Annotated in this window: 12 protein-coding genes; all 12 read right to left on the bottom strand. The window is 73.0% G+C overall.

Annotated elements, in window-relative coordinates; all coding sequences use genetic code 11:
• Positions 1 to 5: 5 nt before the first annotated feature.
• Positions 6 to 3,293 carry a dTMP kinase gene (gene tmk / locus IE180_RS05980; protein WP_190155668.1) on the bottom strand — a complete coding sequence of 1,096 codons (3,288 nt, stop codon included), beginning with the start codon at positions 3,291 to 3,293 and terminating at the stop codon, positions 6 to 8.
• A 113-nt stretch (positions 3,294 to 3,406) separates the two neighbouring features.
• Complete coding sequence (gene topA / locus IE180_RS05975; RefSeq protein WP_190155667.1) at positions 3,407 to 6,235, bottom strand: type I DNA topoisomerase; 2,829 nt, start codon at positions 6,233 to 6,235, stop codon at positions 3,407 to 3,409.
• A 318-nt stretch (positions 6,236 to 6,553) separates the two neighbouring features.
• Positions 6,554 to 6,751, bottom strand: coding sequence for a hypothetical protein (locus IE180_RS05970; protein ID WP_190155666.1), 198 nt, complete (start codon positions 6,749 to 6,751; stop codon positions 6,554 to 6,556).
• 228 nt (positions 6,752 to 6,979) lie between these two features.
• A complete protein-coding gene (locus IE180_RS05965) occupies positions 6,980 to 7,798 on the bottom strand; it encodes an ABC transporter permease (RefSeq protein ID WP_190155665.1) in 819 nt (272 codons plus the stop codon).
• A 14-nt stretch (positions 7,799 to 7,812) separates the two neighbouring features.
• The gene (locus IE180_RS05960; protein ID WP_190155664.1) at positions 7,813 to 8,586 is read right to left on the bottom strand and encodes an ABC transporter permease; all 774 of its coding nucleotides are present in this window, start codon (positions 8,584 to 8,586) and stop codon (positions 7,813 to 7,815) included.
• Positions 8,583 to 9,599, bottom strand: coding sequence for an ABC transporter ATP-binding protein (locus IE180_RS05955; protein WP_190155663.1), 1,017 nt, complete (start codon positions 9,597 to 9,599; stop codon positions 8,583 to 8,585). The genes IE180_RS05960 and IE180_RS05955 overlap by 4 nt, the downstream gene beginning before the upstream one ends.
• A gap of 130 nt (positions 9,600 to 9,729) precedes the next feature.
• Positions 9,730 to 10,734, bottom strand: a complete 1,005-nt coding sequence (locus tag IE180_RS05950; protein WP_190155662.1) for an ArsR/SmtB family transcription factor — start codon at positions 10,732 to 10,734, stop codon at positions 9,730 to 9,732.
• Positions 10,731 to 12,296: a DUF7059 domain-containing protein gene (locus IE180_RS05945; RefSeq protein ID WP_190155661.1), complete on the bottom strand. Its 1,566-nt coding sequence runs from the start codon at positions 12,294 to 12,296 to the stop codon at positions 10,731 to 10,733. The genes IE180_RS05950 and IE180_RS05945 overlap by 4 nt, the downstream gene beginning before the upstream one ends.
• Positions 12,297 to 12,393: 97 nt before the next feature.
• Entirely contained in the window at positions 12,394 to 13,110 is a 717-nt protein-coding gene (locus tag IE180_RS05940) for a small secreted protein (protein WP_190155660.1), read from the bottom strand.
• A gap of 161 nt (positions 13,111 to 13,271) precedes the next feature.
• On the bottom strand, positions 13,272 to 15,590 hold the full coding sequence (locus IE180_RS05935; protein ID WP_190155659.1) for a sodium-translocating pyrophosphatase: 2,319 nt from the start codon (positions 15,588 to 15,590) through the stop codon (positions 13,272 to 13,274).
• Positions 15,591 to 15,940: 350 nt separating this feature from the next.
• Positions 15,941 to 16,399, bottom strand: coding sequence for an ATP-binding protein (locus tag IE180_RS05930; protein ID WP_190155658.1), 459 nt, complete (start codon positions 16,397 to 16,399; stop codon positions 15,941 to 15,943).
• A gap of 15 nt (positions 16,400 to 16,414) precedes the next feature.
• Positions 16,415 to 16,768, bottom strand: a complete 354-nt coding sequence (locus tag IE180_RS05925; RefSeq protein ID WP_056569340.1) for an STAS domain-containing protein — start codon at positions 16,766 to 16,768, stop codon at positions 16,415 to 16,417.
• Between the last annotated feature and the right edge of the window lie 12 nt (positions 16,769 to 16,780).

Raw genomic sequence — 16,780 nt, 5'->3', positions numbered from 1 at the left:
GGGGTTCAGCGACGGCGGCGCGGTCCCCCGTCCTCGTCCTCGTGCGGGCCGAACAGCTCGTCCGCGAGGGTCGGCAGATCGTCGAGCGGGGTCTCCTCCGCCCAGTCGGAGCGGCGGCGCGGCCGTCCGTTCTCGTCGATCTGGGGCAGCTCCCGGGTCCGGTCGTCGGCCCCGTGCGGCTCGTTCCGCTCGTTCCGCTCGTTCCGCTCGTCGCGGAAGAGGCCCGGCGGCACCCGGCCGGCGGGGCCGGACGCCCGGGTGTCCCGTACGGGAGGCAGCACGGCCGTCTCGTCGGCGGCCCTCGGGTCCCGGATCTGCGGCAGGACGGCGGTCTCCGCCTCCGGCCGCTCGGCCGTCCCCGGCTTCACGATCGGCGTCTCCACCGTGACCTCGTCCGGCGAGACGGTCGGCGCGTCCGGATTCACGATCGGGGTCGCCACGGTGACCTCGTTCGCCGACACCTCCGCCGACCGCGTCCCACGAGCGGCCCGCTCCGCCGCGGCCGTCCGCTCGGCGGCGGCCTTCTCCGCGGCCTCCCGCTCCCGGGCCGCCTTCTCCCGGGCGGCCTTCGCGGCCTCGGCCCGTTCGGCGGCGGCCAGCTCCGCCGCGGCGCGCTCGGCGGCCGCCCGCTCCGCCGCGGCCTTCGCCGTGGCCTCGGCGGCGAGCCTCTCCGCCGCGGCCTTCGCCGCAGCCTCCTCCGCGGCCCTCGCGGCCGCGGCGGCCTCGGCCTTCCGGCGGGCCTCCTCGGCGCGCAGCAGGGCCTCCTCGGCCTTGCGCTGCTTCTCCAGACGGCGCTCCTCGGCCTCCTTGCGGAGCCGGGCCTCCTCCTCGGCCTCCTTGCGGAGTCGTTCCTGCTCCTCCTGGCGGGCCTTCTCCTCGGCGGCGAGACGCCGGCGCTCCTCCTCGGCGGCGAGCCTGGCCTCCTCGGCCCTGCGGCGGGCCTCCTCCGCCTGCCGTTCGGCCTCCAGGCGGCGCGCCTCTTCCTCCTCGCGCCGCTTGCGCTCCTCCTCCTCGGCACGGAGCCTGGCGAGCTGCTCCTGCCGCTCGCGCTCCAGGCGCTCCTCCTCGGCCTTGCGCGCGGCCTCTTCCTCCGCCAGGCGCCGGGCCTCCTCCTCGGCCTTGCGGCGGGCCTCCTCCGCGGCCTTCACCTCGGCCTCGGAGAGCGGCAGCATCCGGTCGAGCCGGTGGCGCACGACGGTGGTGACGGCCTCGGGCTCCTGCCCGGCGTCGACGACGAGGTAACGGCTGGGGTCCGCGGCCGCGAGGGCCAGGAAACCGGCCCGTACGCGCGCGTGGAACTCCGGCGGCTCGGACTCCAGCCGGTCGGGCGCCTCGGTGAACCGTTCCCGCGCGGTCTCCGGCGAGACGTCCAGGACCACCGTCAGGTTCGGGACGAGGCCGCCGGTCGCCCAGCGCGAGATGCGGGCGATCTCCGTCGGGGACAGGTCGCGGCCCGCGCCCTGGTAGGCCACGGACGAGTCGATGTACCGGTCGGAGAGGACCACCGCGCCCCGCTCCAGGGCCGGACGGACCAGCGAGTCGACGTGCTCGGCGCGGTCGGCCGCGTACAGCAGGGCCTCGGCCCGGTTCGAGAGCCCCGCCGACGACACGTCGAGGAGGATCGAGCGGAGCCGCTTGCCGATCGGCGTGGCCCCCGGCTCGCGGGTGACGACGACCTCGTGGCCCTTGGCGCGGATCCACTCGGCGAGTGCCTGGACCTGCGTGGACTTCCCGGCGCCGTCGCCGCCCTCCAGGGCGATGAAGAAACCGGTCGGGGACGGCGCCTGGGCCGGGTCGGAACCGCGCAGCGCGTCGCGCAGGTCGCGGCGGAGCGGAACGCCCGCCCGGTCGTCGGTCTTCGCGAGGACGAGCGCGGCGACCGGGAGCAGCAGGGCGCCGACGAGGGCGAGCGTGAAGGCGGCGCCGCCGTGCGCGAAGACGAACTCCCCGGAGGCGAGCCGGTGCGGCCCGATCGCGGCGGCGAGCAGCGGGGCGACGAGCGCGCCGAGGCCCATGGCGACGCGGGCGGTGGCCTGGAGGTGCTCCGTGGTCCGGGCCCGGCGGGGCTCCTCGGTCTCCTGGTCGATCAGGGTGTGGCCGGTGTTGGCGGCGACCCCGGCCGCGTACCCGGCGAGGACGGCGAGGAACAGCACGGTCGCCGTGTCCGGGACCAGGCCCATCGCGATCAGGGCGACGCCGGTGACGGTGAGGGCGAGGGCCAGCATCCGGCGCCGGGACAGGACCGGCAGGACGGAGCCCGCGGTGCGGATGCCGACGGCGGTGGCGCCGCTGAGCGCCAGGATCAGAAGGGCGTACGTGACGGGCCCGCCGCCCAGGTCGTACGCGTGGAGCACGGCGAGGGACGCGGCCGCGGCGATCGCCCCGGCGACGGTGGCGGAGGCGAGGACGAACAGCGGCAGGGCGCCGGTGCGGCCCTTCCCCTCGTCCCCGTCGGTCTTCCGGGCCGGCCGGCGCAGGCCCTCCAGGGGCGAGCGGGGCCGGGGCGTCTGCCCGCCGGGCAGCGCCATCGCGTACAGGACGGTGACGGAGGCGGCGAACAGTCCGGCCGAGACGTACGAGCCGAGGGCCGCCTGGTGCAGCGTGAACCAGTCGATGCCGGCGCCGAGCAGGTTCCCGACGAGGGTGGCGACGAGCAGCACGGCGGCCGCGGCGGGGACGGCGAGGAAGCCGGTCCGCTGGGACAGCCGGCGCAGCGCGCCGAGGTGGTCGGGCAGCGGCCGCACGGCGGCGCCCTCCGGGGGAGGGGCGGGCAGCAGCGCGGGCGCGGCGCCCTCGTGGCCCACGGTCCAGATCCGCTCGGCCGCACCGGCCACGAAGACGGTGCCGAGCAGGTACCAGAGGGCGCTGCCGGGAACCCAGTCGATCCACAGCGGGGCCACGACGAGGAGCGCGATCCGCACCCCGTCGGCACCGATCATGGTCCAGCGCCGGTCGAGCGGACCGCCGGGCCCGGTGAGCGCGGTCAGCGGGCCCAGGAGGACGGCCCCGAAGAGGACCGAGGCCAGCAGGCGGGCCCCGACGACGGCGGCCACGGCGAACGCGGCCCCCCGGTAACCCCCTCCGAGCGCGCCCTCGGCGACGGCCGCCTGATAGCCGAGGAGCACGAGGACGAGGAGGGCGAGGGCGTCACCGGTGCCGCCGACCAGGTGCGCGCCCCACAGTCTGCGCAACGGCTGATGGCGCAAGAGGGCGCGTACGGCGCGCTCCCGGGAATCCGCGACGAGTGCGGCGTCGGAATCGCCCAGGCGGTCTGGCTGCTCTGCTCGCGTCATCCGTCCACCCTATCCGGACGGTCTTGCCCCCCGCGGCCCGCGCCCGAACAAACGTGGGAGGGCGGGAGCACCGCTCCCGCCCTCCCGCTCGCCCCTCCGGCAACCGCCCGGGGCTACTCCGGCTTGGCCGCCGCCGTCTTCTTGGCAGCGGTCGTCCTGGCCGTCGTGGTCTTCTTCGCGGCCGTCTTCTTGGCGGCGGTGGTCTTCTTCGCCGCCGTCTTCGTGGCCGTCTTCTTCGCCGCGGTCTTCTTCGCCGGGGCCTTCTTGGCGGTCTTCTTCGCCGGACCCTTGGCCCGCTTCTCGGCGAGCAGCTCGTAGCCGCGCTCCGGCGTGATCGTCTCCACGCTGTCACCGGTGCGCAGGGTGGCGTTGGTCTCGCCGTCCGTCACGTACGGGCCGAACCGCCCGTCCTTGACGACCACGGGCTTCTCGCTGACCGGGTCGGTGCCCAGCTCCTTCAGCGGCGGCTTGGCCGCGGCCCGGCCCCGCTGCTTCGGCTGGGCGTAGATCGCGAGCGCCTCTTCGAGGGTGATCGTGAAGAGCTGCTCCTCGTCGGTGAGCGACCGCGAGTCCGTGCCCTTCTTCAGGTACGGGCCGTAGCGGCCGTTCTGCGCGGTGATCTCGACGCCCTCGGCGTCCGTGCCGACGACCCTCGGGAGGGACATCAGCCGGAGCGCGTCCTCCAGGGTGACGGTGTCGAGGGACATCGACTTGAAGAGGGAGGCCGTACGCGGCTTCACCGCGTTCTTGCCGGTCTTCGGGGTGCCCTCGGGCAGGACCTCCGTCACGTACGGGCCGTAGCGGCCGTCCTTGGCGACGATCTGGTGGCCGCTGACCGGGTCGGTGCCCAGGTCGAAGTCGCCGCTCGGCCTGGCGAGCAGTTCCTCGGAGTACTCGACGGTCAGCTCGTCGGGCGCCAGGTCGGCCGACACGTCGGCCTTCTGGTAGCCCTCCTGGTCCTTCTCGCCGCGCTCGATGTACGGGCCGTACTTGCCGACGCGGAGCACGATGCCGTTGCCGACGGGGAACGAGGAGATCTCGCGGGCGTCGATGGCGCCGAGGTCGGTGACGAGCTCCTTGAGGCCGCCGAGGTGGTCGCCGTCGCCGTTCCCGGCCTCCGCCGCGCCGCCCGTGCCGCCGGACTCGCCCTCACCGAAGTAGAAACGCTTCAGCCACGGCACGGACTGGGCCTCACCGCGCGCGATGCGGTCGAGGTCGTCCTCCATCCTGGCGGTGAAGTCGTAGTCGACGAGCCGCCCGAAGTGCTTCTCCAGGAGGTTGACGACGGCGAAGCTCAGGAAGGACGGGACGAGCGCCGTGCCCTTCTTGAAGACGTAGCCGCGGTCGAGGATGGTGCCGATGATCGAGGCGTACGTCGACGGGCGGCCGATCTCGCGCTCTTCCAGCTCCTTGACCAGCGAGGCCTCGGTGTAGCGGGCCGGCGGCTTGGTCGCGTGGCCGTCCGCCGTGATCTCCTCGGCGGTCAGCGCGTCGCCCTCGGCGACCTGCGGCAGGCGCCGCTCGCGGTCGTCGAGCTCCGCGTTCGGGTCGTCGGCCCCCTCCACGTACGCCTTCATGAAGCCGTGGAAGGTGATCGTCTTGCCGGAGGCGCTGAACTCGGCGTCACGGCCGTCGGCGGCGGTGCCGCCGATCTTCACGGTGACCGAGTTCCCGGTCGCGTCCTTCATCTGGGAGGCGACGGTCCGCTTCCAGATCAGCTCGTACAGCTTGAACTGGTCGCCGGTGAGGCCGGTCTCCGCCGGAGTGCGGAAACGATCACCCGAAGGCCGGATCGCCTCGTGCGCCTCCTGCGCGTTCTTCACCTTGCCCGCGTAGACGCGCGGCTTCTCCGGCAGGTAGTCGGCGCCGTACAGCTGCGTGACCTGCGCCCGGGCCGCCGCCACGGCGGTGTCGGAGAGGGTCGTGGAGTCCGTACGCATGTAGGTGATGAAGCCGTTCTCGTACAGCTTCTGCGCCACCTGCATGGTCGCCTTCGCACCGAAGCCCAGCTTGCGGCTCGCCTCCTGCTGGAGGGTGGTGGTCCGGAAGGGGGCGTACGGGGAGCGGCGGTACGGCTTCGACTCGACCGAGCGCACCGAGAACGCCGTGTCGGCGAGCGCGGCGGCCAGTGCCCGCGCGTTCGCCTCGTCCAGGTGGAGCACGTTCGCGGTCTTCAGCCGGCCGTCGGCGCCGAAGTCACGGCCCTGCGCGACGCGCTTGCCGTCGACCGTCGCGAGGCGCGCGACCAGCGAGGACGGGTCCGAGGCGTCACCGGTGCGGCCGGTGCCGAAGGTGCCGGTGAGGTCCCAGTACTCGGCGGAGCGGAAGGCGATGCGCTCGCGCTCCCGCTCGACGACGAGACGGGTGGCGACGGACTGCACGCGGCCGGCGGACAGCCGCGGCATGACCTTCTTCCACAGGACCGGCGAGACCTCGTAGCCGTACAGCCGGTCGAGGATGCGGCGGGTCTCCTGGGCGTCGACCATGCGCTGGTTCAGCTCGCGCGGGTTGGCGACGGCCTCGCGGATCGCGTCCTTGGTGATCTCGTGGAAGACCATCCGGTGGACCGGGACCTTGGGCTTCAGGACTTCCTGGAGGTGCCACGCGATGGCCTCGCCCTCGCGGTCCTCATCGGTGGCGAGGAAGAGCTCGTCGGACTCGGCGAGGAGCTCCTTGAGCTTCCTGACCTGCGCCTTCTTGTCGGCGTTGACGACGTAGATGGGCTGGAAGTCATGCTCGACGTCGACCCCGAGGCGGCGCACCTCGCCGGTGTACTTCTCCGGCACCTCGGCCGCGCCGGAGGGGAGGTCGCGGATGTGCCCGACGCTCGCCTCGACGACGTAGCCCGGGCCGAGGTAGCCCTTGATCGTCTTCGCCTTGGCAGGCGACTCGACGATGACGAGTCGGCGGCCGCCGTGTGCGGTCTCGCTGGTCGGGGACAACTTCGCTCTTCTCTCCGGATCGACACTCTCTGGCACGTACGGCACTGGCACGCACGACAGCGCACGGACGGTGACGCTCCCGTCGCTGCGGAGTGTGACGGTACAACCCGCCCCCGTGTCAAACGGCGAAAGCCCGCAACGGCCACTCGAACGGTAACCCGAGTCCTGGCATTCCTGCCGCCCGGACTCCCGGTCCGGCGGGGCGGAGGACATCTCGGAGAGATCACAAACAAACCGGATGCGGAACCCGGACCGGTTCCGGAGCAGGGCCCGGGACCGGGTCCGGCACGTGGTTCGGGGCCGGCGTCGGGGCCCGCGTCAGAGCCGACCGAAACACCAGACGCCGAGGAGGAGCGAGACGGCGCCGGCGAGGCCCGTCAGCGCGACGGCGGCGCGCGGGGGGACCCCGTACACCACGGGCTCACGGTGCAGCGCCCGCACGGTGGTCCACAGCAGCAGCGCGCCTCCGAACAGCGTGAACGCCGCCCCCGCGAAGATCGCCGGCCCGCTCTCCATGCCCGTACCCCGTTCCGTTCACGTGCGGTGTTCGCCCCTCCCGGCCGAGGCTGACAGCCCCGGGCATCGAAGGCGCGAACTCCGGGTGAACGGAGCGGGCCGGGGGCGTACGGGTTCACGAAGATGGCCGGTAGTGGTCCGCCTCCGGGGGGCCTCCCTCCCCCCTCCCCCGCCCCACCCCTCCCCCTTTTCCCGCCCGCTTCCGCTCCCGCCGTGTGACGTCCCTCGTCACATCACGTCGAGCGTGGCCCGGCGCCGGCTCCCCCGCTCGAAGACGGCGAGGAGGACGACGGCGAGCAACCCCCACCCGGCGCCGACCGCGAGCTCGGCCCCGAGCAGGTGACCGTCCAGGCCGGCACCGGCGGTCAGCCCGCGCGCCGCGTCCGCCGCGTGCGTGAGCGGCAGCAGCTCACCGGCGGCCCGCATCCACTCCGGCAGCGTCTCCCGGGGCACGGCGGCGCCGGTCAGGAGCAGCAGCCCGGAACTGGCCACGTTCGACACCAGGAACACGTCGCGGAAGCGCAGCCCGAGCGCCCCGAGCGCGAGCCCGAAGGCCGAACAGGCGCCCGCCGCGACGAACAGCACCAGGCCGAGCCCGGGCAGCGCCCCCGCGGGCACGGGCAGCCCGAGGACGAGGGCGGCGGCGGTGAGCACGAAGGCGCTGACGAACAGCCCGTTGAGGACGTACGGGAGGGCTCGTCCGAGCCACATCGGGACTCTGCGGCGGGGGGAGAGCAGGACGGCTCCGAGGGTGCCGTACCGGCGCTCGTTGGCGACGGCCATCGTGCCGCCGTACACGCAGGAGGCGGAAGCTGCGAGGACGGCGTTGCCGACGAGGTGGAAACGATCGTCGGCGACACCCAGTTCCCTGCCCAGGAAGACGAAGAAGAAAACCTGGAGGAGCGGTCCGACCAGCAGGGTTCCGATGAACATCGGCGGGGTCGTCCAGTTGAACAGGGCGCGGTACGAGATCGCTCCGCCGACCACGAGCAGCCGGGAGGAGGCGTGGAAGCGGAAGCCGAGGAGCCGGCACCGGAAGCGGAACATCCGACGGTGGCCTTTCAGGTGAGGGCGAGGGTGGCGGCGGCGCGGGCCCGGCGCTCCACGCGCCCGAGGACGAGGACGGCGGCGAGGGCGTATCCGGAACCGAGCGCGACGGCGGTGAGCATCGGCGTGATCACGTCCCCGCCGGAGGTCGCCGCGTGCACGGCCCGCGCACCCCAGGTCGTGGGCAGCGCCCAGGAGATCGGGCGGGTCCAGACGGGCAGCACGGTGATGGGCACGAGCAGCCCGGAGAGCAGCCAGACGGGGGTGTCGAGCGGGTTGGCGAGGGCGTTGGCGTTGCGGAGCAGGACGAAGGTCGCGGCGAGCAGCAGCCCCGTCATGCCGAGGACGAGGACGCACACCGGGACGGCGACGAGGAAGAGCAGCGGGTGCGCGAAGTCGAGCGGCACGTCGAAGAGCAGCACGCCCCACAGGACGGTCGCGCCCATCGCGTACGTGCCGATGACGGCGGTCGCGAGGGTGATGGGGAGGAGGACGAGGGCGAGCGGCGTGGGGGCGACGACCAGGGTCTCCAGGGTGCCGAGCCAACGCTGGTTCTGCACCGCGCCGCCCGAGCCGAAGAGGACCGAGCCCCAGATGCCCATGAGCCCGGCCCCGACGGAGGCGGTGAGCAGCCGGTCCGGGTCGCCGGCGGCGCGGAACAGGTGGACGGCGAGGGTGGCGTGGACGAGCGGGACGAGGACGGCGAAGGTGATCTCGATCGGGGAGCGCGACATGTACGAGACGTGGGTGCGCACCCCGACGAGGATCAGACGGGGGAGGCGCCTCATACGGCCGTCTCCTCGGCTCCGGCCCCGAGGGCCCCGGGGCCGGCCGTCTCCTCCACGATCGCGATGTAGGCGTCCTCCAGGGAGGGTTCGCGGGTCGTGACCCTGCCGATCCGTACGCCGTCGAGTGCGGCGAGGACGGGGCCGTGCAGGTCGGAGGCGCCGCGTCCGGTCTGCACGGTGACCGTCTGCAGGGCGCCCCGGTCCTCCGTCGACACGCCCCGCACGCCCGGCACGTGCCGTACCCGGTCGAGCCGTTCCTCGTCCACGCCGTAGGCCTCGATCTCCAGCACGTCCCGTTCCCGTACGAGGGACTTGAGGCTGTCGGGGGCGCCGAGGGCGCGGATGCGGCCGCCCGCGATGACGGCGATCCGGTCGCAGAGTTCGTCGGCCTCGGCCATGTAGTGGGTGGTGAGGAGGACCGTGGTGCCGGCGGCTGCCAGGTCGGCGACCGTACGGCGCAGGTCGCGGGCGGCGACGGGGTCGACGCCGATGGACGGTTCGTCGAGGAAGAGGACGTCGGGGTGGTGGAGCAGTCCGCGGGCGATGTGGAGGCGCTGGCGCATGCCGCGCGAGTACCCCTCGACGCGTTCCTTCTCCCGGCCCGCCAGGCCGACGAGGTCGAGGAGTTCGGCGATGCGCCGCTTCTGCTCGCGCGCCGGGACTCCGTACAGCTCGGCGAAGTAGCGGAGGTTGTCGAGGGCGGAGAGCCGGTCGTACAGCCCGCGGTCGCCGCCGAAGACGTACCCGATCCTGCGGCGTACGGCGACGGGGTCGCGGGCCACGTCGTGGCCGAACACCCGGGCCGTGCCGGAGGTCGGCAGCAGCAGGGTGTTGAGCATCTTGATGGTGGTGGTCTTGCCGGCGCCGTTGGGCCCGAGCAGGCCGAAGAGCTCCCCCGGCGCCACCTCGAAGGTGACGCCGCGCACGGCCTCGGTCTCGGTCCGCCGGGACCTCGGCCACCCGGTCCGGCTGGTGTAGGTGCGGCGCAGCGCGTCCGCCTCGATTGCGAGCATGCGCCGGACGGTAGGGGCCGGCGGAAGGGCCGGGCCATCGATTCGGAGGGCCCCGAATCGTCGGGCCGCGGCCCCGGCCGCCCGGCTCTCCGGTTCGCGGGTCCGGCCGTCGGGTCGCGACCCCGGATCGTCAGGCCACGGCGGTGAGGACGTCCTCTCCCGCGAGCAGCGCGAGCAGTGAACGGCCCGTGTCCGTCAGCTGGTAGTACACGGAGCGCCCGACGCGGTGGCGGGTCACGACACCGGCCTCCGCGAGCACCGACAGGTGCTCGGAGACCGTGCTGGGGGCGAGACCGAGCCGGTCGGCGAGCCCGGCGGTGGTCAGGGGGCCGCCCAGTTCGCGCAGGACCGCCGCCCGGCCCCGGCCGAGCATCAGCCCGAGCCGGTCCTCGGCGACGGGCTCGGCCGGTTCGCGCAGGGCGGCGGCGCCCCGGGCCTGGAAGCTGAGCGCGAAGACCTCGGGGTCGTCGGTGGAGTAGAGCCGGCAGCCCTCCGCGAAGACCAGCGGCACGAGGACGAGGCGGCGCTCGCCGGGCGCGTACTCCGCGTCGATGTGCTTGGTCAGTTCGAGCACGGGCGGCTGCCAGCGCGCCCGTGTCTCCAGGCCGGCGAACAGCGCGTCGACGCCCTCCGTCGCGAACGTCCTGGCCCGGACGAGCACTTCGTCCTCGACGAGCCGGCGCATCGTCGGCCAGTACGGCTCGATCGCGCCCTCCCAGTAGGCGGCGTACGCGTCGGCGAGCGCCGCGCAGGCGGCCTCCGGGTCCTTCAGGTAGGGCTGCAGGAAGGGCGCGTCGGTCATGCCGGGGTAGCAGACGGCCGCCTGGGCGCGGACGAACTCCGGGTCGGTGGCCCGCAGCGCGGCGAGCTCTTCGTGGACGTGGACCGTGCCGAAGGGCCGGGGCAGCAGGAAGTCGGAGACCACGTGCCGCTCCCGGACGAACAGGTCCCACAGCGGGCGGAGCCGGTCGTCCTCGCGCCACACCTCGCGCGCCTGCCCGACCCACTCCTGGTAGGGCCAGGAGGGGTGCCGGTGGGGCTGCGCGAGGTGCATCGAGCAGAACGCGTCGCGCAGCGGGCTGATCGCGATCCGGGTCGCCCCGAGGGAGGCCTCGTCCAGCTCGATCCGTATCAAGCACCGCTCCCTTCGGTCACGGGCAGCAGGGAGTCGGGGATCAGGAAGCCCTCCTCGACGAGCAGCCGGATCGCCTGCGGGGTGCGGTCCCGCAACATGACGGGGTCCTCGCCCATCAGCTGTCCGATCGCGTCGAGGATGCGGCCGGCGCTGAGCGTGCCGTCGCACACGCCGGCGAACCCGGCGCCGACGTGGTCGACCTTGGTGGCGCGGCGCATGCCGCGGTTCTGCCGGAGGACCACGTGCTCCGGGTCCTCTGCGCCCGGCAGCCCGACCTGCTCCTGCACCACCTCGGGCGCGAGCGTGAACCGGTCGGCGAGGAGCGCGGCGTCGTCGTGGCCGCGCAGGTAGTCCTGACGCTCGAAGTGGGCGCGGACGGTGGGGCCGAGGGGCTGCTCGACGGGGTGCGGCCACTCCTCGACGACGATCGAGGGCTCGACCGCGCCGGAGAGCACGGCCTCGTTGCGCCGGATCGTGATCCAGCCGAAGCCGACCGCGCGGGTCTTGCTCGCCTCGAACTCGTCGAGCCAGCGGTCGTACGCCGCCCGGTAGGCGTCCGGGTCGCCGCGGTGGTCGCCGCTGTCGCGCAGCCACAGCTCCGTGTACTGGGTGATGTCCTGGACCTCGCGCTGCACGATCCAGGCGTCGCAGCCGCGCGGCACCCAGGACCGCAGCCGCTCCTGCCACTCCTCGCCCTCGACGTGCTGCCAGTTGGCGAGGAACTGGGCGTATCCGCCGTCGTTGAGCCGCTCCCCGGCCTGCTGCACGAGCGTGCGGCACAGGTCGTCGCCGCTCATCCCGCCGTCCCGGTAGGTGAGGCCGGCGCCGGGGGAGATCACGAAGGGCGGGTTGGAGACGATCAGGTCGTACGTGTCGCCGTCGACGGGTTCGAAGAGCGAGCCGGTCCGCAGCTCGGCCTCCCGGGCCCCGGAGAGGGCGAGGGTGAGCCGGGTGAAGTCCAGGGCGCGCGGGTTGAGGTCGGTGGCGGTGACCAGGGTGGCGTGCTGGGCGGCGTGCAGGGCCTGGATGCCGGATCCGGTGCCGAGGTCGAGCGCGGAGGAGACCGGCGTGCGGACCGTGATGCCGGCGAGGGTGGTGGAGGCGCCGCCGACGCCGAGGACGACTGCCGCGTCTGCCTGGTGGCCGTTCTTCCCGCTGCCTCCGGCGCCGCCGACGGCGCAGCCCAGGTCGGAGACGATGAACCAGTCCTCGCCGTCCGGGCCGCCGTACGGCCGGACGTCGACCGTGGCGAGCACGGTGCCGTCCTCGCGGACCACCCAGCCGTCGTCGAGGGCCTCCTCCAGCGGGAGCGCGGCGGCGGCCCGGTCGGCCGTGACGGGCTCCTGGAGCAGGAAGAGGCGGACGAGGGTCTCCAGCGGGGAGTCGCCGCGGGTGGCGCGGAGGGCGGGCACGGTCTCGCTGCGGGCGAGCGCCGCGTAGGCCGGGGCGCCGAGCAGGTCGAGCAGTCCGTCGGCGGTGAAGTCGGCGGCGAGCAGCGCCTCGCGCAGACGGGGGGCGTGCGCGGGCACCGGGAGGCGGGGAGGCAGGCTGGTCGTACTCACCGCTCCATTGTGACGGCCGCCACCGACATCCGGGCGGCCGACCCGGCGGCGCGCGGCGGATCGCCGCGGGCGCCGGGCCGACCGGTCCCGGGTTCCGCTACTCGCTCTTGGCGGTCGTGGACTTCTTGGTCGGCTTGGCGGACGCCTTCTTGGCCGGGTTCGTGGAGTCCGAGTCGGAGTCGGACTCGGAGTCGGAGTCGGAGTCCGAGGTGGCGGCGGCGTCGGCGGTGGCGCCGGCGTTCGGGGAGGCGGAGGTCTTCGGCGGGACCGAGGCCGTGGGCTTCTGGCAGCCGGGCTGCTTGGCCATCGCCTGGCCCAGCTCGCCGTCCTCCAGCTTGGACAGGGCGTTCTGGTCCATCTTCTCGATCTTGGTCAGGCCGTCGGCGACGCTCTGGAGACCGTCCGCGAACTTCTGCTGGTTCGTCGGGTCCAGCGCGTCGACCTGCTTCTTGAGGCCCTCGTAGGCCACGGCGGTGTCGTTGAGCTCCTTGATCGCGTCCTGCTTGATCTTCTCGCCGTTCTCGACGGGCGGGGCTCCGGCGGCCTGGACGGCCTTGGCGAGGGCCCGGTCGGCGTTCGCGATGTCCTGGAACGCCTTCGAGTCGGCGGCCTGGATCTCGGCCGGCTTGCTGTCGGCCGCGGTCGAGATGATGATCTGGTGGGCGTCGGCCCGCTTCTGGATCTGTGGCTTGGCCTGGTCGCAGAACGTCTTCGCCCAGTCACCCACCTTGTCGCCCTCGTCTTCGCTGCAACCGGTCAGCGCGAGCACCAGTACCGCGCCGCCGGACAGTGCGGCCGCAAGCTTCTTGTTCAACGGATCGGTCCCTTCCAAGGCTCTCGGCCCCGGAACATACACGCCGAACGGGCTACTTCCACTTTTCGTACGACTGATTCGTACCGTATTGCAACCTTTTGAACCAAGGGATGAGCCTCCCGATCACCCCGGAAACCTCCGGTAATGAGACGGACACCACGTCAGGACATCTCCACCGTCCGCCTCTTGGACGCCCGGACCGCGCCGATCACGACGAGCAGCGCGACCGCCGCGACCGCCGCCCGCAGCCCGGCGCTCGCGTCGCCGCCGTAGCCGAACCGCACGACCGCCGGGGCGATCAGCAGCGCGACCAGGTTCATCACCTTCAGGAGCGGATTGATCGCCGGACCCGCCGTGTCCTTGAACGGATCTCCGACCGTGTCCCCGATGACGGTCGCCTCGTGCGCCTCACTGCCCTTGCCGCCGTGGTTCCCGTCCTCGACCAGCTTCTTCGCGTTGTCCCAGGCGCCACCGGAGTTGGCGAGGAAGACCGCCATCAGCGCGCCCGTCCCGATCGCCCCCGCGAGGTACGCGCCGAGCGGGCCGACCCCGAGCGCGAAGCCGACCGCGATCGGGGCCATCACGGCGAGCAGCCCGGGCGTGGCGAGTTCGCGCAGCGCGTCCTTGGTGCAGATGTCGACGACCCGCCCGTACTCCGGCTTCTCGGTGAAGTCCATGATCCCGGGATGCTCGCGGAACTGCCGCCGCACCTCGTAGACGACCGAACCGGCCGAGCGGGACACCGCGTTGATCGCGAGCCCCGAGAAGAGGAAGACGACCGCCGCGCCGAGGATCAGGCCGAAGAGGTTGTTGGGCTGCGAGATGTCCATCGAGAGCGTCACCTCACCGGCCTTCACGCCGAACTCCCCGACGTCGGCGACCGAGGTCGCGATGGCGTCCCGGTACGAGCCGAAGAGCGCCGAGGCCGCCAGGACGGCGGTGGCGATGGCGATGCCCTTGGTGATGGCCTTCGTGGTGTTGCCGACGGCGTCGAGGTCGGTGAGGACCTGCGCGCCCGCGCCCGTGACGTCCCCGGACATCTCCGCGATGCCCTGGGCGTTGTCGGCGACCGGGCCGAAGGTGTCCATGGCGACGATGACCCCGACGGTGGTGAGCAGCCCCGTCCCGGCGAGGGCCACCGCGAACAGGGCCAGGATGATCGAGGCGCCGCCGAGCAGGAAGGCTCCGTAGACGGTGAGTCCGATCAGCAGGGCCGTGTAGACGGCGGACTCCATGCCGAGCGCCACGCCCGCGAGGACCACGGTCGCCGGACCGGTGAGGGAGGACTTCCCGATGTCCCTGACCGGCCGCCGGCTCGTCTCGGTGAAGTAGCCGGTGAGCTGCTGGATGAGCGCGGCGAGGACGATGCCGAGGGCGACCGCCACCAGGGCGAGGACCCGCGGATCGCCGCCGTGGTCGTGGATGCCGGGCTCGGTGACGCCTGCGAGCTCGGCGTACGAGGACGGCAGGTAGGCGAAGGAGACGACGGCGACGCCCACCAGCGAGATGACCGCCGAGACCAGGAAGCCGCGGTTGATCGCGCTCATCCCGCCGCGGTCGGCGCGGCGCGGGGAGACCGTGAGGACGCCGATCACGGCGGTGACCACGCCGATCGCCGGCACCATCAGGGGGAACGCGAGGCCGTGGTCGCCGAAGGCCGCCTTGCCGAGGATGAGCGCGGCGACCAGGGTGACGGCGTACGACTCGAAGAGGTCGGCCGCCATGCCGGCGCAGTCGCCGACGTTGTCGCCCACGTTGTCGGCGATGGTGGCGGCGTTGCGCGGGTCGTCCTCCGGGATGCCCTGCTCGACCTTGCCGACGAGGTCGGCGCCGACGTCGGCGGCCTTGGTGAAGATCCCGCCGCCCACTCGCATGAACATGGCGATGAGCGCCGCGCCGAGTCCGAATCCCTCCAGGACCTTGGGCGCGTCGGCGGCGTAGACGAGGACCACGCAGGCGGCCCCGAGCAGCCCGAGGCCGACCGTGCACATGCCGACGACCCCGCCGGTACGGAACGCGATCCGCATGGCCCGGTGCGCGACCTCGTTCAGGTCCCTCTCGGGTGCGCCCGGCGCCGGCGTGGCCTCCCTGGCCGCGGCGGCCACCCGCACGTTGGCCCGTACGGCGAGCCGCATGCCGAGGTAGCCGGTGACCGCCGAGAAGAGCGCTCCGACCAGGAAGAACAGGGAACGTCCTGCCCGCTGTGACCAGTTGTCGGCCGGCAGCAGCATCAGCAGGAAGAACACGGCGGCCGCGAAGACGGCGAGGGTCCGCAGCTGCCGCGCGAGGTAGGCGTTGGCGCCCTCCTGCACCGCGGCGGCGATCTCCTTCATCCTCTCGGTGCCCTCACCCGCCGCGAGCACCTGACGGACGAGGAGCCGCGCGACGACCAGTGCGGCGAGGGCGACGACCGCGACGACGACCACGATCGTCCGGTTCCCGCTCGTGAGCACCGCCGCGGCGAGAGTTGTGGGGTACATGGGGACGGATCATAGGGAGACAAGACGGTACATACGGGGATGCGCCAATTCGTGGGCGAGGACACCCGGAGCGGAAGGCGGGAAGGACGCCGTCGCAGAGGCCCGGAAGACACCGCCGCAGAGGAGCGGGGAAGGCACCGGCGCAGAGGCCGGGAAGACACGGCGCGGGCGGCCCGGGGAGACACCGGGACGGGCGGGCCGGGGGGGGCACCGGGACGGGCGGGCCGGGGAGGCACCGGGACAACAGAACGACACAGGAGAACGCAAGAGAACACAAGAGAAGAGACCCTGCGGAGCAGGGCCTCTTCTCTCAGCACATACAGCGGGTCAGGTCCCACCCCGCGTACGGGTCAGGACAGCACGTCCGCCGAGCTCACCGGCCACGTCATCCGGATGGTGCCGCCGTCCTGGCCGGCACTCACCTCGACGTCGTCGACGAGCCCGCGGATCACCGCGAGCCCCATCTCGTCCTCGCCGTCGGCGTCGTCGAAGTCCTCGGCCGGGGCCGCGTCCCGCGCGCCGGGGACACCGGCCGCATCGGCCGCCGCCACCCCCGCACCCGGCACCTCGTCGCCGACCTCGATGGAGAACGTCTTCTCCTCCTCGGTCAGGACGACCCGGATGGGGGTCACGACGTCGTTGCTGCGGTGCAGCCCGACCGCACGGGAACAGGCCTCGCCCACGGCGAGACGCACCTCGTCGAGGGCCGCTTCGCCCACACCCGCCCGGCGCGCGACCGCGGCCGCCACCAGGCGGGCCGTACGGACGTGCTCCGGCTGAGCGCTGAAGCGGAGTTCAACGGTGGCCATGCGAACCCCCTGGGCTCAGTCGACGGCGTTGACGGCCTCGTCGACCGAGGTGTGGATCGGGAACACCTTGGTGAGACCCGTGATCCGGAAAATCTTCAGAATGCGCTCCTGGTTACAGACCAGACGCAGCGAGCCCTCGTGCGCGCGAACGCGCTTCAGGCCGCCGACGAGCACACCGAGGCCGGTGGAGTCGAGGAAGTCCACGCCCTCCATGTCGACGACCAGGTGGTAGCTGCCGTCGTTCACCAACTCGACCAACTGCTCGCGCAGCTTGGGCGCGGTATACACATCAATCTCGCCACCGACCTCGACGACCGTACGGTCACCACCAGCGCCGGTCACATTGCGAGTCGACAGGGACAGGTCCACGGATCCTCCAGC

The sequence above is a fragment of the Streptomyces litmocidini genome (assembly GCF_014649755.1).
Taxonomy (GTDB): Bacteria; Actinomycetota; Actinomycetes; order Streptomycetales; family Streptomycetaceae; genus Streptomyces; species Streptomyces litmocidini.
Note: the sequence above shows the minus strand (reverse complement) of the source record. Positions and strands in the feature narration are given on the sequence as shown.